Raw genomic sequence first — 21,126 nt, forward strand, 5'->3', positions numbered from 1 at the left:
GGTCGTCAGGCGCTCTGCTGCTCACGGTAAATTTCTTGTTCCAGTTCGGTGATGGCCTGCTCGAACTGTTTGGGGCCACCAAAACCCTTCTTGGCCAACTCCAGCGGGCGACCCAGCTCGGTAAAGGGGGCGACTTTTAGCGCATCCTTGGTCTCAATCTCGGTCACCCCCTGATCGGCATACTTGTCGAGTAGACTGGTGAGTACCTGCTGGGCGGTGTCGTTGTACTTGGTGAAGTAGTTGCGCTTTTTGACGTTGTTGGCCCGCTCGCGCCGGGTCAGTGGCGGCTGATCGTATACCACGTGGCAGATAAGGTCGAACGGGTCGAGCTCCTTGCCCACTTCCTGCTCCAACACCTCCCACAGCACGCCCGCCTGAGCCAATTCATCCATGATGGCTTGCTTGCGTTCGGCGGCTTGCCAGCGTTTGGTGAAGGCATCGAGGGTGGCAAACTCTTTGAGCAGGGTCTTCTTGGTGTAGTCCTTGAAAGATTCGGTCACCAGTTTGCCATCGGCATCGTAATACTGCACCCGCTCGGCGATGACGCTGACCGCCACACCGTTGACATAATACTTGCTGACACCGGGCTCGGGGCCACCCAGCGGGCCCGTGCCCTGGCCACCTGCGCCACTCTGGCCACCATCACTACCGGTTGTGTAAGTGCCGGGCTGTTCATCGACTCCAGGAGCAAACGGATCGTCATTATCGCCGGGTTCGTCGGCTGGCAGTGGATCGGCATCGCCGATGATATCGCCCATGCCTTCATCCGGATTGTTGATGTCTGCCGGTTTGACCACCATGACGCGTTCCGGCTCGCCGTCGAAACGGGGATCGGCAAACAGCTCGGTGGCCTTCTTGAAATCGAGAATGGTAAACCAGAGCTTGCCGTACTTGTCGTCGATACGGGTGCCACGGCCGATGATCTGCTTGAACTTGGTCATGGACTGAATGTTTTGATCCAGCACCACCAGCTTGCAGGTTTTGGCATCAACGCCGGTGGTCATCAGCTCGGAAGTGGTGGCAATGACCGGATAGGGCTTTTTCGGGTTGATGAAGTTGTCGAGCTGGGCCTTGCCAAGGTCATCATCGCCGGTGATTTTCATCACGTAGCGCTCATCCTTGGCCATCTGTTCCGGGTTGAGGTTGACCAGCGCCCGCCGCATCCGGTCGGCATGATCGATATCGTTGCAGAACACGATGGTCTTGGCCATCGGATCGGTTTTCTTGAGGTAGTTGGTGATGGTTTCGGCCACCAGCTGAGTACGCTCGTCGATCACCAGAGTGCGGTCGAAATCCTTCTGGTTGTAGATGCGATCGACTATCTCATTGCCCTGTTTGTCCAGCTGCCCTTTGGTGGGACGCCACCCCTGCAGATCCACATCGATATCGACCCGCACCACCTTGTAGGGGGCAAGAAAGCCATCTTCGATCCCCTCTTTGAGGGAGTAGGTATAGACAGGGTCACCGAAGTAATCGGTACTGGAGACAGTTTCGGTCTCTTTGGGCGTGGCGGTGAGACCAATCTGGGTGGCCGATGAGAAGTATTCGAGGATCTCGCGCCAAGCGCTGTCTTCGGCGGCGCTGCCCCGATGGCACTCATCCACCACGATCAGGTCGAAGAAGTCGGGTGAGACCTGCTTGAAGGCTTTCTGCGACTCTTCCGGCCCGGTGAGCTCCTGATAGAGGGCAAGGTGGATCTCATAGGCAGGATCGATCGTGCGTCCGGTGACCTTGGTCATGGCCGAGCCAAAGGGCTGAAAATCATTGATCTTGGTCTGATCTACCAGAATGTTGCGATCGGCCAGAAACAGGATTCGCTTCTTGGCGCCCGCCTTCCACAAACGCCAGATGATCTGGAATGCGGTGTAGGTCTTGCCGGTGCCGGTGGCCATCACCAGCAATACCCGATCCTCACCTTTTGAGATGGCTTCTACGGTCTTGTTGATGGCCTGCAGCTGGTAATAGCGGGGAGATTTGCCGCTGCCATCCGAGTAATAGTCCTGGCTGATGACAGGCAACTGTGCCTGGGTGTAACCCTTCCAGGTACAGAGTTTGTCCCAAAGCTGACCCGGGCTGGGGAAATCCTCCAGCGCAATCTCGGATTCCAGCTTGGCCGGATTGGTCTTGTCATGAAATACGAAGCCATCGCCGTTGCTGGCAAATACGAACGGCACATCCAGCAGACGGGCATAATCGAGCCCCTGCTGCATCCCCTTGCCAATCTCATGCTTGTTGGCTTTGGCCTCGATCACCGCCAGTGGCAAGCCCATCTTGTGATAGAGCACGATATCGGCCGATTTGACCTTTTTGCGTGCCGCCATCTGGCCGCGAACCACCACCTTGCCATCCCGCAGCTTCACCTCTTGGCGAACCTGGGTCAGGTCATCCCAACCCGCCGCCTTGATGGCAGGCAGCAGGTATTTGGAGATGATGTCGGCTTCAGTGAGGGTTGCTTTGTTGATCTCGGCCATGAGCACTCTTCCGGTCGGGGACAATATTGCTCAAGATTCTCTCATAAAATCAGCCGAGTTTTGTTGATTTCAGACTCATAAAGCAACATGGGAGGCTGCTCTTGATAGCGTACCTTCTGGCCAAGGATACGTCAGGCAATGGCATAACTAGGTCGTAGTGAATGCTTGTTGAAGGGCATCGCTTGAGTTAGTCCCATCGCCAGTCAGCCGGTTTGGCTCTCGCTGAATGCAGAGGCCAAGATTCCAGATAGATAGGAATCTGCCCCCATCAATTCCAGCACACAAAGGTCCATCATCCCTTCAAACAAGATGACCAATATTCCAGAGAGAAAAACGGCACGAAATTTCCAGATAGATAGGAAGTCTTCGATCAGGATTCCACATAACTCGTTCTGAACTGGCATTCCACTATGTGGAAAATTCGCACCACTTTTCCAGATAGATAGTTATGTGGAAAGAAACTGGACGGGAATTGGTTGGGAATGACAGTGTTCATTCCATGGCTCCACATCCTGCGTGATTCCACGCAATCATGTTTATTGCAAGCGAACAAACCTCAATACTTTCAGTGTTTTGTTGATTTCTTCCTGAGCGGAGTCCATGGTGATATGGAGTTTGGTCACACGATCACCTGATTGCATCCTTTATCCGCTACACCTGAGGCCATCACCATGAACAGCATCGTCATCCTGATCCTCCTGTTTTCATTCCTGATAGGCTTTGGCGCCTTTGCTGCGTGGCTGTATATCGAGAAGCGTCGCATGGGTGCCTCGGATAAATGACCCGCTATTTTACTGAACGGACCTCTTTTGCCACGCACGAAATCAGATGGCGGGAGCAGCCCAACATTTCCTGGATCACCGAGTAGCTGTGTCCGGTGCTCAACAACTGTGCGATGTGCTGACGCTTCTTTTCATCTTTCTGGCGACCGCGATATTTCCCCTCATCCCTGGCCTTGGCAATACCCTGCTGCTGCCTGCGTCTGCGATCTTCATAGTCTTTGCGAGCGACTGCTGCGAGCATATCCAACAGCATGCCATTTACAGCCTGCAAAATGGCGCTGGTGAACTCGGAGCGGCTGTCCCCCTGTAACGCCACCCAAGAAGTCGGAAGCTCCGGAGAAACGATTGAGAGCTGTTTCTGAGCCAGCAACTGCTTCAATGTTTGCCAATCCGTCTGATTGAGACGGGCCAGACGATCAATCTGTTCTACCAGCACAATGTCACGATCTGCAGCGTCGCGGATCAGCCGCATAAGCTCAGGTCTGTCCAGAGTCGCCCCCGACTCATTCTCCACATAGAAACTGGCAATCTGGTGACCATGCTCCGCAGCAAAGCCAATCAGCAGCTCTCGTGCCCGCTCAGCATCCTGCTCCACTGTCGATGCACGTAAGTACGCCCGTATGAACATTGGAACCTCCATCGGTCTGTTTAAACTGGTTCTAAATTATCAGTTCAATATAAATGGTTTCGATATTGTTTTCGAGAGGATATTGAGTGGTTTTTATGGGGTATACCTTTTTAGAACCACCACATGACGATCGAAAAACAACCTTTCGATAGCCTTTTGATCTGACAGCACAAACTTTAAGTGTGATCCGTCATCACAAAGTCGCTTTTGAGTTGTATTTGGGTATTTAAGCGACGTTGCTCACCATTCCTGATCTGCTGAATGGGATGCCAAAGGAGGAAATCTACAGAAGCTGGGCTTTGAGGTGAGTCATCTTTTCGACTCACCGAACAAGCCAGCAGCCAAGCGCAGCGCGGCAGGCTACTGGAAGTTACGTACAAAAGCCCAACCATGTGGCACCATACTAACCAGAACTCTGTCTCAAGCGACCAAATGGCCGTACCAATATGAAACCCGACAGCGATGTTATTCACCAGCTGATTACCCTAGCCAACAGCAACCCCCAGGTGCAGGTGCTTTGGCTTTACGGCTCCCGTGCCAAGGGGACTGCAGGTCCTGCCAGCGACTGGGATCTGGCGGTGGCCTTTGATCCAATCAAACAGAGTGGACCACTGGGTACTGCACTGGAAAACCGCTTGCGCCCTGAACTGCTCGCGCTGGAGTGGCAACGTGCCATGGGGTTGGCAGAGGGGAAACTTTCGGTCGTCGATATCAATCAGGCCCCGATTCCGTTGGCTTTTGCGGTAGTAGATGCAAATCGTCCTCTCTATAGCCGTGATGAGGGGCGGCGTTTGCAAGAGGAGGCGCGGATAATGTCGCAGATGGAACTTGGTTATCACCATCGCCAAGCCTATATCAGCAAACATCATTCTGAGGAGTGGAGTAAAGATGAGTGATAACGCCTATATAGGAGCTTTACGCATCAGCCTGTCGCGCTATAAGGCCGAGTTGTCAGAGATACGGGCTATTCTGGCGCTGCGTGCGCTTTCCAATCTGGAGTACCGCGCAGCTGAGCGAACTCTACAAGTGTCTATCGAAGCGTGTATTGGCGTGGCAAAGCACTGGGCTAAAGCATTGGCAAGTCATACCCCACAGGATGCCTATCAGGCATTCGAAATCCTGGCCCAGCGTGGTGAGCTATCCCCCGACACCTTAATCGGCTGGCGCAAGATTATTGGCCTTCGCAATGCGCTGGTGCACGACTATCTGAATATTGACCCCGAGATCATCCGTAGCGTCATTGCTCAAGGCTATAGCGACCAGCTGTTCACGTTTGCAGATCAAGGTCTCGACTGGTTGGCTGCCCATATTGATTGAAACTTCGACGTCATATCTCCGCTTACCGTTCTCTTACCCGCTATAGGGGATTAATGTTTAATACCGGCTATAGCGTGTAAGTTATATTTACCTCCTATAACAGGTAAACATTGATATACCTGTCACAGCGTGTAAATTGGAAGAAGGCACGCTACCAGGTTGTCGAATCATGAAAGTAACCAGCGCCAAGCAGCTGAGCGCCTGTATCAAGGATGCCAGGCTTTCTCAAAAGCTCTCTCAAGGCAAAGTGGCCGAGAAAGTGGGGATTAGGCAAGACACAGTCTCCAGCTTCGAACTCAATCCTGAGTCCACCAAGCTGGAAACCCTGTTCAAGATCCTCGCATCACTCGAATTGTCACTGGACATCAAACCCCGCAATGAGTCATCCGAGAGTCCGGCATCGGGCTGGAAGGAGGAGTGGTAATGGCCAATCTGGCTGTCTACATGAACGGCTATCGGGTAGGCACATTCACCAAAACTACCAGCGGCGCCCATCAGTTTCAGTACCATGAGTCATGGCTGGCACAACCGGGCAGCCGTCCCATCTCACTTTCCATGCCATTGCGCCATCAGGCCTACCGGGGCGATGAAGCCTATAACTTCTTCGACAACCTGCTGCCAGATAATACGGAGGTGAGGAACAGGGTTGTAGCACGCTATCAAGCGGCATCAACTCAGCCCTTCGATCTGCTCAGTTGCATTGGCCAGGATAGCGTAGGGGCATTACAGCTGGTTACCGAAGGGCACGACGTTCCAGATGTCAGGCGAATCGACTACAAAGCACTTTCCGATGGCGAGCTCGAGCAGATTCTGACCAGCTACAAATCAGGAATCCCTTTGGGGATGGTCAGGGAGCAAGAGGAGTTCCGGATCTCTATCGCCGGAGCGCAAGAAAAGACAGCGCTGCTCTTTCTCGATGGCCGTTGGTACTTGCCACTCAACGCAACGCCGACAACCCACATTATCAAACTCCCTATTGGCAAGATTGAAAGCCACTCCTACTCGATAGACCTCTCCCAGAGCGTAGAAAACGAATATCTCTGCACTCTGATTGCCAAGGAGTTTGGTATACCCGTACCTCACTGCTTCATGATGCAGGTTGGCCAGGTCAAAGCACTGGCTGTGGAACGCTTCGACAGACGTTACGCTGCCGATCGCAGTTGGATCATGCGCCTTCCCCAAGAAGATTTCTGTCAGGTATTGAATGTTCCGTCAGCACGGAAATACGAGAGTCATGGAGGACCAGGGATCACTGACATCATGAAAACCTTGCTGGGCTCTGCGACACCAGAACAGGATCGCTACCTGTTCATGAAATCTCAGGTCCTGTTCTGGCTGCTGGCGGCCACCGATGGCCATGCAAAGAACTTCTCGGTCTTTATTGAACCGGAAGGGCGTTTTCGCCTGACCCCTTTTTACGACATCCTATCTGTCTATCCAGTGTTTGGCGGCCGAGGCCTCAACCGAAGGGACGCCAAGCTCGCTATGGGCCTAGCAAGCAGCAAGGGAAAGAAATACGCCATTGAGCAGATATTCCCGCGTCATTTCTTCCAAACGGCGAAAGCTGTGGGATTTGAGCGTTCTGCTATGGAAGAGATCCTGACAGAACTGGCCAACTCCGTTGATGATGTTATTGAGCGTGTTACCCAGCAATTGCCAGCGGGCTTCCCCGATGCCATCAGCAGCACCATTCTAGAGGGCCTAAAAGCCCGCTCAGCCAGGCTGATAAAGGGCTGGGATTAAATTGACGGTATGTGGGATGATTGCACGGTTAGCCAAACCACCTATGGGAAGTTTGCACGGTTCGAAGAGTAAAAGCGGCTTTCCAGGCACCGGACGGTGCTATGGTCGGTTCAAAATATGTTCAAAACTCACCTAAAAAGCGGTTTTGAATGCGTGTTGTAGCATCGCGTTGATTCATATGGGAAGGCTGCACGATCGAGAATGGACTATGTGGGAACGCTGCACGATGTGAGCGGCCTCTCAATATGCTGTTTTAGTTACTTTTACCCCAATTGGCCCCCCGAAAAGCCACTAACATATTGAAAATAATAGATTATTTACATTCTGCATCGGCAAGTAACGCCGCACGACAGACAATAAAAAGCCCGGGTTCATCCCGGGCTTTTTATTGTCTGTTTTTTGTCCGCACACCTAGAGGCGGCGCAGACACCACATGAAGTAAGCGCCCCCTAACAGGGTGGAGACCAGACCGACCGGCACCTCCTGCGGGAAGAGGATCTGCTGGCCGACCCAGTCAGCCGATACCAACAACAAGGCGCCGGAAGCGGCGGCTCCGAGCAGGTGCCAGCGGGCCCGCACCAGCCCCATCAGCTTGGCCATATGTGGCGCCAACAGACCGACGAAGGAGAGCGGCCCCACCACCAGGGTGGCGCTGGCCGTGAGCACGGCCACCAGCAGCAGGATAGCGAGCTGGGCGCGGTTGAGGCGAATACCCAGCGCGGTCGCCACCGCACTCCCCATCGGTAGCAGATCGAGCCAGCGGCTCACCAGCAGGCAGGCGGCCAGCATCAACAGCCCCAGCCCCACCAGCCCATAGGCCACCGGCAGGGTGACGTAATAGGTAGAACCGGACATCCAGGAGAGCAGTTGCTGCACCCGCATGTCGCCGTTGGCCAGCGCGATGGCCTGCAGCGGCTCAAACAGTGCGGTGATGGCAATACCTGAGAGCAGGATCCGCTCCGGCTGGAAGCCGTGCTTGCGATTGACCACCACCAGCAGCAACAGGCAGCCGAAGGCACCGAGCAGGCCACCGACCAGCATCAGCGGCAGGGGCAACGCAGGCAGCAGCAAGGCCGTGGCTATTACCCCCATAAAGGTACCGCCGCTCACCCCCAGCAGCTCCGGGCTCGCCATCGGGTTGTTGCTGACCCGCTGCAACAGGGTGCCCGCCAGCGCCAGCAGTACGCCAGCCGCTCCCGCCGCCAGAGTGCGCGGTAGCCGCCACTCCAGCTGGGCCTGCCAACGGAGCCAGCTCGGCCAGCTCCAGCCCGTCATTCCCTGACCAAACAGCAGGGAGGCGACCATGGCCAGCAGCAGCCCGACCAGCAACAAGCCGATAAGGCGAGCCGGTGCCGGATGGCGGGCCACCAGCAGAGCGGCGTTTGCCTTAGGCGTACCCGACTTGATGCCAAGGCGCGGGATCAGCCAGAGCAGCAGTGGTGCCCCCAGCATGGCGGTCATGGCGCCGGTGGGGATCAATACCGGCCAGAAGCGGCTCAGGCTCTGCAGCAGCAGATCGGTCGCTGCCAGCAGCAGGGCGCCGAGGATTGGTGCCCACAACAGCCGCTGGCCGAGCTGGCGGATCCCGAGCAGCCGCACCATGGCGGGCGCCGCCAGCCCGATAAAGCCGATCAGCCCCACCACGCTCACCACGCAAGCGGTGACAAACACCGCCAGCCCCAGTCCGGCAAAACGCAGATGCTGAAGAGAGACCCCCAGACTGCGGGCGCTGGCATCATCCAGCTCCAGCACCGCCAGCGGGCGCACCAGCACCGCGGCCAGCGCAGCGGCTGCCAGCAAGCGTGGCAACAGGTAACTCACCCCGCTCCAGCTGTTCTGCACTAGCGAGCCACTTCCCCATACCAGCAAACCTTTCAGTTCCTCCTGAAAGAACAGCAAGAGCCCCATGCTGATGGCCGCCAGATAGAGGTTGATCACCAGCCCGGCAAAGACGATGACCACCGGATTGAGCTGGCGACGCCAGGCCAGGGCAAACACCAGCGCCATCGCGAGGCTGCCGCCAGCCATGGCGATCCACTCCCGCCCCAGCAGCAGCCAGGAGGGGGCAAACAGGGTCACCATCATCAACGCCAGCTGGGCGCCGGAGGCCACCCCAAGAGTGGTCGGAGACGCGAGCGGGTTGCGCAGCACCTGCTGCATCAGGGTGCCCGCCAGCCCAAGTGCAGCTCCGGCCAGCAGGGTGACCGCCAAGCGGGGCAGCCAGCTGAAATGCACCACCGCTTGGCTGACGTCATCCAGATTGGGGGCGAAGAGGCTCTGCCACCAGAGCGCAGCGGGTAGCTGGCGAGCCAGCTCCCAATACGTAAGCGAGAGGGTCAACCCCAGCAGGATCGAAACCGGCCGCAGCAGCGGCGATGTGAGCAGTCGCTTCATCGGTTCACCGCCATACGCTCGGCATCTTGCAGCAATGCATCGCTGAGCAGACCGGCGAAACGGCGGGCGGCAAGTACTCCACCAAAACTCCAGACCGCAGGCAGATGCAGCACGGGCGCCAGCCGTACCAGCGGCAGGTGCTGCCACAACCCAGGCTCCTGCAGCCGTTCGCTCACCCCGACCGGGATGGGATCGACCACCACCAGCCGCGCATTGGGCAAAGTCATAAACTGCTCGATGCTGACCACCGAGAACCCCCAGTCATTGGTCTGCTCCTGCCAGCCATTGCGCAGCCCAAGCCGCGTCATCACCGCATCGAACAGGCTGTGGCGACCAAACACCCGCACATGGCGCTCATCGATAAACTGCACCACCAGCAGGGGCGGCAGATCCGCAGGCAATTCAGCCTGCATCCTGGCGAGATCCCGATCCAGCCCGACCAGCAGCTGTTCGCCCTCGGCGGTTTTGCCCACCATACGGGCGAGGGTCAGGGTCACCTCGTGCAGCCGCTGCCACAGATCGGTTTGCCCATCATAGAGGGCGATGGTGCTCACCGGCGCAATGCGGGAAAGAGTTGGCGCCAGCGGGGCCGCCAGCGGCGAGATGAGGATGCGATCGGGTTTGAGCTCCGCCAGCAACTCGCGGTTGGGCTGGGTTCGCAGGCCGATATCCACCACTCCGGCGGGCAGCCGTGGCTCGCCGACCCATGCCTGATAGGGACCTGCATCCCCCACCGCCAGCGGCGTCACCCCGAGCGCCAGCAGGGTTTCGGCGATGGTCCAGTCGACGGTAGCGATACGGGGTAGCGACTTCACAGCATCGGTTTGAGGGAGCTCTGCAGCGGCAGGCATCGTTGGCTCGGCCTGCAACATAAGCGGAACCAAGAGATAGCAGAACCAGCCAACTTTCTTGAATAAAAACATCGAGATAACAAGCCTTATCTAAACGATGGCGATGGGATGGGCATGAGCCGGATGGCGAATGACCTCCATCGGGATGCCATAGATGGCGTGCAGGGTCTCGCTGGTCATGATCCCCTCAGGCTCGCCGTGGGTGAGCAGGCGGCCGGAGTGGAGCGCCACCAGCCGATCGCAGAAGCGGGAGGCCATATTGATGTCGTGAATGACGATGATAACCCCGAGGTTTAGCTGACGGCTCAACTGCCTGACGAGCGTCAGCACCTCCACCTGATGGGCTACATCCAGCGCGGCCAGCGGCTCGTCCAGCAGGATGAAGCGGCTCTCCTGCGCCAGCAGCATCGCCAGCCAGACCCGCCCCCGCTCGCCACCGGAGAGGGTATCCACCAACCGATCGGCAAAACGTTCGGTATGAGTCAGAGCGATGGCCCGCTCGACCTGACGGTGATCCTCCGCCCCCATCCGGCCCAGCAGGCCACGCCAGGGGTAGCGGCCCATCTCCACCAGCTCCCGCCCGAGCAGATTCTCGGCGCTCGGCAGATGCTGGGGCAGATAGGCCACCTGACGGGCAAACTCCCGGTTGCCCCAGTCAGGCAGCGGCTTGCCATCGAACAGGATCTCGCCGTTGCTGAGGGGTTGCTGGCGGGCCAGCAGCTTGAGCAGGGTCGATTTGCCCGACCCATTGTGGCCGATGAGGCCATAGACCTGTCCCTGCTCGAAACGCAGGTCGGTGGGGTGCAGCAGCGAGCGATCATTGACCGTGAAGCTGGCGGATTTCATCTCGAACATAAGCAATTCCTGTGCTGGCTTGCCGCCAGTCTCATCGGTGCCGGCATCAAACCGGCACCTCGCAATCCAGATGGGCGATCGCATCGCGGCTCACTGCGGCACGGTGTGCGCCGGTCAGTTCAGTGAGCTGTCCCTGACGCATCTCCAGCAGGCGATCGGCCAGCGGGAAATAGTGATCATCGTGACTGATGGCGATCACCGTCTTGCCCATCTCCTTGAGGCGCGGCAGCAGCAGCTGATAGAAGATGCGGCGGAACTGGGGATCCTGATCCGCGGCCCACTCGTCAAACAGCATAACTTCGCGCTGCTCGGCCAGTGCCAGCAGCAGGGCGACCCGCTTGCGCTGCCCTTGGGAGAGATCTATATCGGCGATAAAGCCATCCTCGATGGTGAGCTTGCTGCCCATCTGCAACCGATCCAGCCACTCGGCCACCAGCTCATCCTTGGGTTCCGGCCCCAGCAGGTGCTGGAACAGGTGATAGTCGGTAAAGATGGCTGAGAAGAGCGCCAGATAGCCGTTGCGATCGGAGACCGGCTCACCATCCAGCAGGATCCGGCCCGATACCGGCTGGTAAAGGCCGGTCAGCAGCATGGCCAGGGTCGACTTGCCGGATCCATTGCCACCGATGATGAAGATCTGCTCCCCCTTTTCGATGACCAGATCGATGGGGCCGACGGCAAAGCCGCCCTCCCCCTGATAGTGAAAGCTCACCTGCTCCAGCTCGATTCGCTGCCAGGGGCGGATGGCGGGCGGCAGCGAGAAGTCGGGATCCGGCTCAGCCAGCGCCAGTGCGGCTATCTTGTCGAACGCCACCTGGGCGGAAAGCAGGGTCGGCAAGGCGCCTATCCCCTGCAACAGCGGGGTGCGCAGGAACAGCAGGGTCAGCGCAAAGGTAGCCGCCACATTGGTGTTGGCCCAGCCCAGCCCGTTGGCCAGAAAGAAGACCAGACCGATGGCCCCCAGCATCATGATATTCGACCAGTTCACCGCGCTCAGGTGATAGGTGTCGGCACGGATGATCTGCTGGCGGTAGTCACGGGCATTCTGCTCATAGAGCTGGTGGTAGACGAAGTGAGCCCGCTCGCGGTTGAGCGCCAGCTCCTTGCTGCCGGCGATGATGGCCTGATAGTTCTGATAGAGCCGATCTTCGGCCCGACGCATTTGGGAGAGATGGCGATAAACACGGTTCACCAACAACCAACCCACCACCATGGTGACGGTGACCCAGAGCGCGGTCACCCCGAGCAGAGCGGGAGAGAGCCAGCCGAGGTAAAGGGCTGAACCCAGCGTGAGCACCAGCCCCTGCACCAGCTCCGGCAGGCGCACGAAGGCGATGGTGATCTGGCCGATATCGCTGGAGAGGGAGGCCAGCAGCGGCCCCTGACCAATCTGGCGGATGCGGGCGACATCGGTATCCAGCAGCTGCTTGAGCAGACGGCCGCGCAACCGGTAGACAAAATGGTGACCGAGGGTGGTCAGGGCCAGCTGAGATCCGAGTGTGATCACCAGCAGCAACACAATCAGGCCGACCAGCTGACCGAGGATCGGCAGCGGATCACCTATAGATTCGATAAGAGATTGATTGATAAAGGCAATGACGCCAATCCCGCTGACGGCACTGAGCAGACTGAGCAGGGTAATGGCGATAAAAGGCCAACGATATTGGCGATAAACCAGAGACAAGAGTTCCATAACGGACCGGTATTCCAGAGAGATCAGAACAACTGCGGGTGAAAAGAAGGGCGGAAATCTAGTTCCCGCCCGACTTCGATTACCAGCGGTAGTTGATGCTGCCCACTACGCTGCGCGGCTCGCCGTAGTAGCAGTAGTAGTCACAACTGGCCACGTAGGTTTCACCCAGCAGGTTGTTGACGTTGAGCTGGGCGCGCCAGTTCTTGGCAAAGTCATACCCGATCATCGCATCCCAGACGGTATGGGCCGGCACCTCGGCAGAGCCGTAGATGGGGGTGTAGTCCGCATTCACAGCGCCGATACCCACGCTGGAACCGACATAACGCACACCGGTCCCCAGCTCCAGACCGGAAGCCACCCCTTGCTGCACCTTGTAGTTGCCCCAGAAAGAGGCGATATGGCGCGGGATCAGACTGGCACGGCGATCGCCACTACCGGTGTCGTTGGTTTTGGCATCGGTGTAGGTATAAGCAGCGGTCAGACGCAACGCATCGGTCGCCTGCACGCTCCCTTCCAGCTCAATACCCTGAGAGGTCACTTCACCCGCCTGGGTCTGCTGGCCGGAACCGGTAGAGACCAGCGAGTTGGTCTGGGCCAGATCGAACAGCGCCAGATTGATGTAACCGTCGAGGAAGGCAGGCGCATACTTCACGCCGGTCTCGTAGAGCTTGCCCTTGAGCGGCTTGTAGGAGTTTCGGGTGTTAGGATCGATCCCCGGCAGCACTTCGAACGACTCGGCATAGGCAAAGTAGGGAGAGAGACCGTTGTCAGCCAGATACATCAGGCTACCCGAGAGGGAGAGCTCGTGATCGTACTGGCGCTGGTCCTTGCTGGTATTGGTGTTGTGGGTCTCCACATAGTCAAAACGACCACCGGCAGTCAGCAACCAGCGATCGTCCCAGCGGATCTGGTGCTGGGCATAGAGGCCGCTCTGGCCCTTGGTGCTCTTCTGGTGAGTGGCGGTCGACTCGTCAAAACCGGGGAAGCCGCTGTAATCGGGGGTCATGGTATTGATAGAGCCCATGCCGTAGTTGTCGGCCTCGACCCCTTCATTGACATGACGCTGCAGATCCACCCCCAGCAACAGGGTCTGCTCGGTGCTGTCGGTGTTCCAGTAGCCCACCATCTGGTTATCCATGGTGGCACTCTTGGTATTGCCATCGCGGTAGACCAGACCGCGGTAGGCGGTCGTGCCTTCATAGGTCGGGAAGATATAGGTCTGGCGCAGCAGCAGATCGTTGTAGTTAAAGCGCACGTTCTGCTTGAACTCCCAGCTCTGGTTGAGCTGGTGGGCCAGCTCGTAACCGGTGGAGATCTGGGTATTGCGATTGCGATCGTAATCCGGCTGGCTCAGGTTGGTGGAGGGATCAATCTGGCCGCCCGAGGTATTCAGGGTGCCATAGACCGGGAAGAAGCCGTTGGTCGGGACCCCTTCGTCGTGCAGGAAGCTGGCCAGCAGGGTCAGACTGGTACGATCCGAAAGATCGAAGGTGACGCTGGGCGCCAGATAAACCCGATCGTTGTAGGTGCCGGTGAGCACCCCATCACGCTCTTTATAGAGAGCCACCATCCGGTAGCGGCTGCTGTCGGAGAGCGCGTCAGAGACATCCACCCCGACCTGACGATGATCCCGGCTGCCAAGCTGCAGATCCACCTGCCCTTGCGGTGTGGCGGTCGGTCGCTTGCTGATGGCATTGATCACCCCGCCCGGAGGTGCCTCACCGTAGAGGATCGAGGCAGGCCCCTTCAGCACTTCCACACTCTCCAGACCGAACGGTTCCGGAGTCCAGACATAATAGCCGGTGCCAAACAGCCGGTTGCCATCCAGATAAGAGGCGGCATCGAAGCCACGTACCTTAAACCAGTCGGTGTTGTTATCGGAACCGTAGAGGCCGGTCAATACGCCTGAACGATAGCGAAGCGCCTCATCCAGCTGCAACACGGCGTGCTGATCCAGATCCTCGCGATTAACCACGGAGACGGCGCGAGGGGTCTCGGCCATCGGCACTTCCACCTTCATGGCCGTACCGGTCACCACCATGGTTTCGCTAGCTTTGGGCAGCTCAGCGGCGGCCTGTTCGGCCATCAGCGGCAGGGAGACGAGCAAACCGGAGAGTGAAAGCACGCCGAAGGCGCCCTTCTTGCCGGGTCCTGTAGTGTTTTTTTGCGCAATCATATTAAAGTCTCGTTTATCAATGAGTTATGTTGTTTTAATTGTTATTTTTGGTCGTTTTTAACGACATCACCCTGTTCCATGGGCGAATAAAGCAGCGCAATCCTACTACAGGAGCCGTGATCGAATCGATTCAATAATTGCTAATCATTTGCATCTGCATTGTTATCTAACTGCGTCGTTGGCAGGATTTTGCGGGGGATGGGAGTCATCAGGAGAGCCATTAGCGGAGAAGAAAATGAAAGGGAATATAAAGAAGCAGAAAAAAGATCGACGGGATGGATCCAACGGCATTATCTGACTGGATCCATTATCCCCAAGCTTTATCCATATTTATCCACACCCTTTGGCGGTAGAATCCGGCTTTGCGTTTCTTTGTCTGAAATCAGGATCCATTCCATGGCCAAACTCAATCTCGTCGTCGGCTCCATGCTGGGCGCCGCCGAATATGTCGCAGACCACGTCGCCAACCTGCTGGAACAGGCTGGCCACCAGACCCGGATCCACAACCCGGCCAAGCTGGCAGAGGTGCTGGATGATGCGGGATCCATCCTGCTGGTGGTCACCTCGACCCACGGTGCCGGTGATGTGCCCGACAACCTGCAACCCTTCGCCAAGGATCTTGCCGAGCAGCATCCGGATCTTAATTCATTGAAATATGGCGTGATCGCCCTTGGCGACAGCAGTTATGACACCTTTTGCCAGGGCGGCAAGACGCTGGATCGACTGTTGACCGAGTGCGGTGCCAGCCGGATCGGCGAGCGGCTCGACATCGATGTGACCCAACACGAGATCCCCGAAGATGCCGCAGAAGTGTGGATCCGTGACTGGATGACGATGATCGCCTGATCAGCGTGCGGGAGATCCTGAAAAAAAGCTTGATCTCCCCACTTATCCCCAGATCGACTATCCACCATGTTATTAACAGATTGATCCGGGGGAGTTGTTCTACAAGGTTACCCACAACGCCCAGGGGTAATGTGCATAACTACGGTGTAAAGCTCTGCAAAACCTATAGTTATCCATGTATTAGATCCAGACCGGCAGACCTCTGTGTATAAAAGCCCTGGTTATCCCCTCGTTCACCGGGCCAGGATCCAAGCTTTTCCACAAGCTAGGATCGTCCTTAAATTAATGATCTTTATGATCAAAAAGGGCTTATCAACAGAAAGGGCGGATCCTAATAAGAGATCCAGTAAAAGATCGATCTAAAGATCCTTAAGATCTAATTAGTGGATCCTCCCTTCATACTGAACGTTAAGTAGACGTTCCCCTCAGGACGCGAAACAGATAGAATGTTCCGCCCTTTAGCCCAGGCAAATAAAGATCTTCAGGCGTGCAGATCAAGGTGATCCCAATGCAATACCATGAACAATTTGATGTGATCGTCGTCGGTGGCGGTCATGCCGGAACCGAAGCAGCAACTGCGGCAGCCCGTATGGGCATGAACACCCTGTTGCTGACCCACAATATCGATACGCTGGGACACATGTCCTGTAATCCGGCGATCGGCGGGATCGGCAAGGGACACCTGGTCAGGGAAGTTGACGCACTCGGCGGGATCATGGCGCGTGCCATCGATCTTGGCGGGATCCAGTTCCGCACCCTCAACTCCTCCAAGGGCCCGGCTGTGCGAGCCACTCGTGCCCAGGCGGATCGCCTGCTCTACAAGGCCGTAGTTCGCCAGATGCTGGAGAACTACCCGAACCTGAAGATCTTCCAGCAGGCCTGTGACGATCTGATCATGGACGGGGATCGTGTTGCCGGTGTAGTCACCCAGAGCGGGATCCGCATCAGCGGCAAGACGGTGGTGCTGACAGTCGGTACCTTCCTGAACGGGTTGATCCACATCGGGATGGAAAACTACAAGGGCGGCCGCGCTGGGGATCCTCCCTCGATCGCCCTGGCTCAGCGCCTGCGTGAACTGCCGCTGCGCATCGATCGTCTCAAGACCGGTACGCCGCCGCGCATCGATGCCCGCAGCGTCGATTTCTCTGTGATGCAGGCCCAGCACGGCGACGATCCGCGTCCGGTCTTCTCGTTTATCGGCGATGCCAGCCAGCATCCCCGTCAGGTGCCCTGCTACGTCACCCACACCAACGAACGTACCCACGAGGTGATCCGCAATAACCTGGATCGCAGCCCCATGTACGCCGGGGTGATCGAGGGGATCGGCCCGCGCTACTGCCCGTCGATCGAAGACAAGATCACTCGTTTCGCCGACAAGACGGCGCACCAGATCTTCGTCGAGCCGGAAGGCCTGACTACTCACGAACTCTATCCGAACGGGATCTCCACCAGCCTGCCGTTTGACGTGCAGGTGCAGATCGTCCGTTCCGTGCGCGGCTTCGAGAACGCCCACATCACCCGCCCCGGCTATGCCATCGAATATGATTTCTTCGATCCGCGGGATCTCAAGGCCAACATGGAGAGCAAGTGCATTCCAAACCTGTTCTTCGCTGGCCAGATCAACGGCACGACCGGTTACGAAGAGGCGGCGGCACAAGGCCTGATGGCCGGTCTGAACGCGGCCCTGCGTGCCCAGGACAAGGATCCCTGGAACCCGCGTCGGGATCAGGCCTACATGGGCGTGATGATGGACGATCTCTCCACCCTGGGAACCCGCGAGCCTTACCGCATGTTCACCAGCCGCGCCGAATACCGCCTGCTGCTGCGGGAAGACAACGCCGATATCCGTCTGACCGCCATCGGTCGCGAGCTGGGTCTGGTGGATGACGAGCGCTGGAGCAAATTCAACGCCAAGATGGAACAGGTCGAGCTGGAGCGTCAGCGCATGCGTTCAACCTGGATCCACCCGCAACACCCGTCACTGGAAGCGGTCAACGCCCTGGTCAACACCCCGCTGACCCGCGAACAGAGTCTGGAAGAGCTGCTGCGTCGCCCCGAGGTGACCTACGATGCGCTGATGGCCATCGAAGGGGTCGGCCCTTCCGTGACCGATCCTGCCGCGGCCGAACAGGTTGAGATCCAGATCAAGTACGCCGGTTACATCGAGCGTCAGCACGATGAGGTGGAGAAACAGCTGCGCAACGAGAACACCCTGCTGCCGCTGGATCTGGACTATCGCGAGGTGAACGGCCTCTCCAACGAGGTGAAAGCCAAGCTGAACGATGCCAAGCCGCAGACCATTGGTCAGGCTTCCCGCATCTCCGGCATCACCCCGGCGGCCATCTCCATCCTGCTGGTTCACCTGAAAAAACACGGCCTGCTGCGTAAAACCGCCTGAGGAATCCCATGCTGGAAAGATTGAACGGCCTGCTCAAGCAGGCCGAAATTGTTATCACCGATACCCAAAAGAGCCAACTGGTGCAGTTGGTCGAGTTGCTGCACAAGTGGAACAAGGCTTACAATCTCACCTCGGTGCGAGATCCGGACGCCATGCTGGTCAAGCATATCCTCGATAGTCTGGTGGTAAGCCCCCACTTGCACGGTGAGCGCTTCATCGACGTGGGGACCGGTCCCGGCCTGCCGGGATTGCCGCTGGCGATCATCAATCCGGACAAGCAGTTCGTCCTGCTCGATAGCTTGGGCAAGCGGATCAACTTCATCCGTCAGGTGATCCAGGAGCTGGGGTTGACCAATGTGACGCCAGTCAAATCCCGGGTTGAAGAGTATCAACCCGAAGTGGGGTTTGATTGTGTACTCAGCAGAGCGTTCGCTTCGCTGGAGGACATGCTGAGCTGGTGTCACCACCTGCCGTCAGAACAGGGCTGCTTCCTGGCGCTCAAGGGACAATATCCCGAGCAGGAGCTGGCCCAGTTGCCTGCCAATATCCGTCTGGTAGCCTGTCATGAGTTGCGGGTGCCGGAGCTGGAAGGCGAACGTCATCTGCTGGAATTCAAACATATCCAGCCCGAATAGGGTCGCAGTTTCATTTAGGGGATCGTGTGGGAAAAGTCATCGCCATAGCCAACCAGAAGGGTGGAGTGGGTAAAACCACCACCTGTGTGAATCTGGCCGCCTCCCTGGCTGCCACCCGGCGCAAGGTGCTGGTGATCGATCTGGATCCGCAGGGCAATGCCACCATGGGCAGCGGTGTCGACAAGTATGACGTCGAGCGCACCGCCTATGAGCTGCTGATCGAGGATGCCCCCATCAGCGAAGTGATCATCCCCGAAACTTCCGGGGGCTATCACCTGATCGCCGCCAACGCCGACGTGACCGCGGCCGAAATCCGTCTGATGGAGTTTTTCGCCCGCGAAATCCGCCTGCGCAATGCGCTGGCCTCGGTGCGGGACAAATACGACTACGTCTTCATCGACTGCCCGCCCTCTCTCAACATGCTGACCGTGAACGCCATGGCTGCCGCCGACTCCGTGCTGGTGCCCATGCAGTGCGAATATTACGCGCTGGAGGGGCTCACCGCCCTAGTCGACACCATCAGCAAGCTGGCCGCCGTGGTCAATCCGGATCTCAAGATCGAAGGGGTGCTGCGCACCATGTTCGATCACCGCAACCGGCTGGCCAATGATGTGTCCGATCAGCTAAAACAGCACTTCGGCGACAAAGTCTACCGCACCATCATTCCCCGCAACGTCAGACTGGCGGAGGCCCCGAGTTTCGGTGCCCCGGCCATGCACTATGACAAATCATCGGTGGGCGCCAAGGCCTACCTAGCACTGGCTGGCGAAATGCTGCGCCGCCAGGAGCAGGAGCGTCAGGCGACCATCGCAGACCGAGAGAGCATATGACTCCGAAAAAACGTGGACTGGGCAAGGGGCTGGATGCCCTGCTCAGTACCAGCACGGCTGCCCGCCAGAAACAGGTGATGAGCGATCAACGTACCGAAGAGGCCATGGCCCCTACCAACCAGGGCGAGCTGCGCAAGCTGCCGGTGGAGTGGTTGCAGTCCGGCAAGTACCAGCCTCGCAAGGATATGTCCCAGGATGCACTGGAAGAGCTGGCCAACTCCATCCGCGCCCAGGGGGTGATCCAGCCCATCGTGGTACGCCCTCTCGGCGAACAATCCTTCGAAATCATCGCCGGTGAACGGCGCTGGCGCGCCTCCCAGCTGGCCCGTCTCGAGGTGGTGCCCTGCATCGTCAAGGATGTGCCCGACGAGGCCGCCGTCGCCATCGCGCTGATTGAAAATATTCAGCGGGAAGACCTCAATGCCATCGAAGAGGCGGTCGCTTTACAAAGACTGTTGACCGAATTCGAACTCACCCACCAGCAGGTGGCCGAGGCGGTGGGCAAGTCCCGCACCACGGTGACCAACCTGCTGCGCCTCAACCAGCTCAACGACGACGTGAAGCGTTTCGTCGAGCATGGTGACCTCGACATGGGTCATGCCCGTGCCCTGCTGGCCCTGAGCGGCCAGGCCCAGTCCGAACTGGCCAAGCTGGTTGCCCAGAAGGGGCTGACCGTGCGCGATACCGAGAAGCTGGTGCAAAAAGCGCTCGAACCGGCAAAAGCCAGGGTCGAACCTGCCCGTGATCCGCAGATCGGTTACCTGGAGCGCCAACTGGCAGAAAAAATTGGCAATCAGGTGCAACTTCAGCCTGGCAAGCGGGATAGCGGGAAGTTAGTAATAAGTTACGAGAATTTGTCCGATTTGGACCGTATATTGGGCTATTTTGGCGTGTCGGAATCGTGATTTTTACGCTTTTTGTAGTAATAAAACATCCATTCCTTTTGATATGGCCATAACCTTGATTTGCCGCTGAAAGCCGCAAAAATTAAGGATTTTTGTCATATTGCAATAGCTGCCCTCAAGGGTATAATTTGACCGGCTTTAAGAGCTGTTAACATGGGGTCTTCGGATCCCGATTTTTTACAGTTCTGTAATGTTCAGGGGTAGGTTGGTGAAGCAGAAATTAGCCTTGGAAGGTTTGACACTGGCCTTGGTTATGCTCGTTTGTCAACTCATCCTGATCCTGGCGATGAGTGCCGTCTGGTTTTACCTGACTGGTGCCAGCGCCGGTTATTCCGCCCTCTACGGAGGGGGGATGTACTGGGTTCCTCAAGCCTTGTTTACTGTCTGGGTGCTGCGCCGCAAGGTGACAACCGAGAGTGTGGGCCTGGTTTTGCGGGACTTTTATGGTGGGGCTGGGATTAAGCTCATTTCGACCGCAGGTCTGTTTGCCCTGTTGTCCGGTGCGGGAGTCGAGGTCGTTACCGTCTCGTTTTTCGCCACTTATATCCTCGCCCTCGTTGTACAGTGGATGGTTTCATTCACGCTTAACAACCACTATTAGG

17 protein-coding genes are annotated in these 21,126 nt (G+C 57.5%); 10 read left to right on the forward strand and 7 right to left on the reverse strand.

Annotated elements, in window-relative coordinates:
- Window positions 1-5: 5 nt before the first annotated feature.
- Together hsdR and OKC27_RS04125 are read right to left on the reverse strand one after the other, a co-directional pair.
- The gene (hsdR, locus tag OKC27_RS04120; protein WP_270805967.1) at window positions 6-2,471 is read right to left on the reverse strand and encodes an EcoAI/FtnUII family type I restriction enzme subunit R; all 2,466 of its coding nucleotides are present in this window, start codon (window positions 2,469-2,471) and stop codon (window positions 6-8) included.
- Window positions 2,472-3,257: 786 nt separating this feature from the next.
- Entirely contained in the window at window positions 3,258-3,881 is a 624-nt protein-coding gene (locus OKC27_RS04125; protein ID WP_075112291.1) for a recombinase family protein, read from the reverse strand.
- Window positions 3,882-4,327: 446 nt separating this feature from the next.
- Between OKC27_RS04125 and mntA the strand changes: the two genes are divergently transcribed.
- The 4 genes from mntA to OKC27_RS04145 all read left to right on the forward strand — a co-directional run bounded on the left by mntA (window position 4,328) and on the right by OKC27_RS04145 (window position 6,941).
- A complete protein-coding gene (gene mntA / locus OKC27_RS04130) occupies window positions 4,328-4,777 on the forward strand; it encodes a type VII toxin-antitoxin system MntA family adenylyltransferase antitoxin (RefSeq protein ID WP_075112290.1) in 450 nt (149 codons plus the stop codon).
- The gene (hepT, locus tag OKC27_RS04135; RefSeq protein ID WP_075112289.1) at window positions 4,770-5,198 is read left to right on the forward strand and encodes a type VII toxin-antitoxin system HepT family RNase toxin; all 429 of its coding nucleotides are present in this window, start codon (window positions 4,770-4,772) and stop codon (window positions 5,196-5,198) included. Before mntA ends, hepT begins: the two co-directional genes overlap by 8 nt.
- A 169-nt stretch (window positions 5,199-5,367) precedes the next feature.
- Window positions 5,368-5,622, forward strand: coding sequence for a helix-turn-helix domain-containing protein (locus tag OKC27_RS04140; protein WP_042013334.1), 255 nt, complete (start codon window positions 5,368-5,370; stop codon window positions 5,620-5,622).
- A complete protein-coding gene (locus tag OKC27_RS04145; RefSeq protein WP_075112288.1) occupies window positions 5,622-6,941 on the forward strand; it encodes a type II toxin-antitoxin system HipA family toxin in 1,320 nt (439 codons plus the stop codon). The genes OKC27_RS04140 and OKC27_RS04145 overlap by 1 nt, the downstream gene beginning before the upstream one ends.
- 411 nt (window positions 6,942-7,352) lie before the next feature.
- Here the strand turns inward: OKC27_RS04145 and fhuB are convergent, their stop codons facing one another.
- The 5 genes from fhuB to OKC27_RS04170 all read right to left on the reverse strand — a co-directional run bounded on the left by fhuB (window position 7,353) and on the right by OKC27_RS04170 (window position 14,910).
- Window positions 7,353-9,335, reverse strand: coding sequence for a Fe(3+)-hydroxamate ABC transporter permease FhuB (gene fhuB, locus OKC27_RS04150; RefSeq protein WP_182938575.1), 1,983 nt, complete (start codon window positions 9,333-9,335; stop codon window positions 7,353-7,355).
- Window positions 9,332-10,258 carry an ABC transporter substrate-binding protein gene (locus OKC27_RS04155; RefSeq protein WP_182938574.1) on the reverse strand — a complete coding sequence of 309 codons (927 nt, stop codon included), beginning with the start codon at window positions 10,256-10,258 and terminating at the stop codon, window positions 9,332-9,334. The genes fhuB and OKC27_RS04155 overlap by 4 nt, the downstream gene beginning before the upstream one ends.
- Before the next feature lie 18 nt (window positions 10,259-10,276).
- Entirely contained in the window at window positions 10,277-11,041 is a 765-nt protein-coding gene (locus OKC27_RS04160) for an ATP-binding cassette domain-containing protein (protein WP_111808815.1), read from the reverse strand.
- A 46-nt stretch (window positions 11,042-11,087) separates the two neighbouring features.
- Entirely contained in the window at window positions 11,088-12,734 is a 1,647-nt protein-coding gene (locus OKC27_RS04165) for a multidrug ABC transporter permease/ATP-binding protein (protein WP_111808813.1), read from the reverse strand.
- A 79-nt stretch (window positions 12,735-12,813) separates the two neighbouring features.
- Window positions 12,814-14,910, reverse strand: coding sequence for a TonB-dependent siderophore receptor (locus OKC27_RS04170; protein ID WP_182938573.1), 2,097 nt, complete (start codon window positions 14,908-14,910; stop codon window positions 12,814-12,816).
- Between the two features lie 396 nt (window positions 14,911-15,306).
- Between OKC27_RS04170 and mioC the strand changes: the two genes are divergently transcribed.
- The 6 genes from mioC (at window position 15,307) to OKC27_RS04200 (ending at window position 21,125) form a co-directional block, all read left to right on the forward strand.
- Entirely contained in the window at window positions 15,307-15,756 is a 450-nt protein-coding gene (gene mioC, locus OKC27_RS04175) for an FMN-binding protein MioC (protein WP_162626935.1), read from the forward strand.
- 508 nt (window positions 15,757-16,264) lie between these two features.
- Entirely contained in the window at window positions 16,265-18,154 is a 1,890-nt protein-coding gene (gene mnmG / locus OKC27_RS04180) for a tRNA uridine-5-carboxymethylaminomethyl(34) synthesis enzyme MnmG (protein ID WP_042063321.1), read from the forward strand.
- Window positions 18,155-18,162: 8 nt separating this feature from the next.
- Window positions 18,163-18,789, forward strand: a complete 627-nt coding sequence (gene rsmG / locus OKC27_RS04185; protein WP_182938572.1) for a 16S rRNA (guanine(527)-N(7))-methyltransferase RsmG — start codon at window positions 18,163-18,165, stop codon at window positions 18,787-18,789.
- A 26-nt stretch (window positions 18,790-18,815) separates the two neighbouring features.
- Window positions 18,816-19,619 carry a ParA family protein gene (locus tag OKC27_RS04190; RefSeq protein WP_182938571.1) on the forward strand — a complete coding sequence of 268 codons (804 nt, stop codon included), beginning with the start codon at window positions 18,816-18,818 and terminating at the stop codon, window positions 19,617-19,619.
- Entirely contained in the window at window positions 19,616-20,524 is a 909-nt protein-coding gene (locus tag OKC27_RS04195; RefSeq protein WP_005342343.1) for a ParB/RepB/Spo0J family partition protein, read from the forward strand. The genes OKC27_RS04190 and OKC27_RS04195 overlap by 4 nt, the downstream gene beginning before the upstream one ends.
- 190 nt (window positions 20,525-20,714) lie before the next feature.
- Window positions 20,715-21,125, forward strand: coding sequence for an ATP synthase subunit I (locus tag OKC27_RS04200; RefSeq protein WP_042063277.1), 411 nt, complete (start codon window positions 20,715-20,717; stop codon window positions 21,123-21,125).
- Window position 21,126: the final 1 nt, after the last annotated feature.

Source organism: Aeromonas sp. QDB62, from assembly GCF_027705695.1.
Taxonomy (GTDB): Bacteria; Pseudomonadota; Gammaproteobacteria; order Enterobacterales; family Aeromonadaceae; genus Aeromonas; species Aeromonas allosaccharophila.

Excerpts from the sequence above, each read along its gene's own strand:
- hsdR (WP_270805967.1), bottom strand. The coding sequence starts at position 2,471 with ATGGCCGAGATCAACAAAGCAACCCTCACTGAAGCCGACATCATCTCC.
- OKC27_RS04125 (WP_075112291.1), bottom strand. The coding sequence starts at position 3,881 with ATGTTCATACGGGCGTACTTACGTGCATCGACAGTGGAGCAGGATGCT.
- mntA (WP_075112290.1), top strand. The coding sequence starts at position 4,328 with ATGAAACCCGACAGCGATGTTATTCACCAGCTGATTACCCTAGCCAAC.
- hepT (WP_075112289.1), top strand. The coding sequence starts at position 4,770 with ATGAGTGATAACGCCTATATAGGAGCTTTACGCATCAGCCTGTCGCGC.
- OKC27_RS04140 (WP_042013334.1), top strand. The coding sequence starts at position 5,368 with ATGAAAGTAACCAGCGCCAAGCAGCTGAGCGCCTGTATCAAGGATGCC.
- OKC27_RS04145 (WP_075112288.1), top strand. The coding sequence starts at position 5,622 with ATGGCCAATCTGGCTGTCTACATGAACGGCTATCGGGTAGGCACATTC.
- fhuB (WP_182938575.1), bottom strand. The coding sequence starts at position 9,335 with ATGAAGCGACTGCTCACATCGCCGCTGCTGCGGCCGGTTTCGATCCTG.
- OKC27_RS04155 (WP_182938574.1), bottom strand. The coding sequence starts at position 10,258 with ATGTTTTTATTCAAGAAAGTTGGCTGGTTCTGCTATCTCTTGGTTCCG.
- OKC27_RS04160 (WP_111808815.1), bottom strand. The coding sequence starts at position 11,041 with ATGTTCGAGATGAAATCCGCCAGCTTCACGGTCAATGATCGCTCGCTG.
- OKC27_RS04165 (WP_111808813.1), bottom strand. The coding sequence starts at position 12,734 with ATGGAACTCTTGTCTCTGGTTTATCGCCAATATCGTTGGCCTTTTATC.
- OKC27_RS04170 (WP_182938573.1), bottom strand. The coding sequence starts at position 14,910 with ATGATTGCGCAAAAAAACACTACAGGACCCGGCAAGAAGGGCGCCTTC.
- mioC (WP_162626935.1), top strand. The coding sequence starts at position 15,307 with ATGGCCAAACTCAATCTCGTCGTCGGCTCCATGCTGGGCGCCGCCGAA.
- mnmG (WP_042063321.1), top strand. The coding sequence starts at position 16,265 with ATGCAATACCATGAACAATTTGATGTGATCGTCGTCGGTGGCGGTCAT.
- rsmG (WP_182938572.1), top strand. The coding sequence starts at position 18,163 with ATGCTGGAAAGATTGAACGGCCTGCTCAAGCAGGCCGAAATTGTTATC.
- OKC27_RS04195 (WP_005342343.1), top strand. The coding sequence starts at position 19,616 with ATGACTCCGAAAAAACGTGGACTGGGCAAGGGGCTGGATGCCCTGCTC.
- OKC27_RS04200 (WP_042063277.1), top strand. The coding sequence starts at position 20,715 with ATGTTCAGGGGTAGGTTGGTGAAGCAGAAATTAGCCTTGGAAGGTTTG.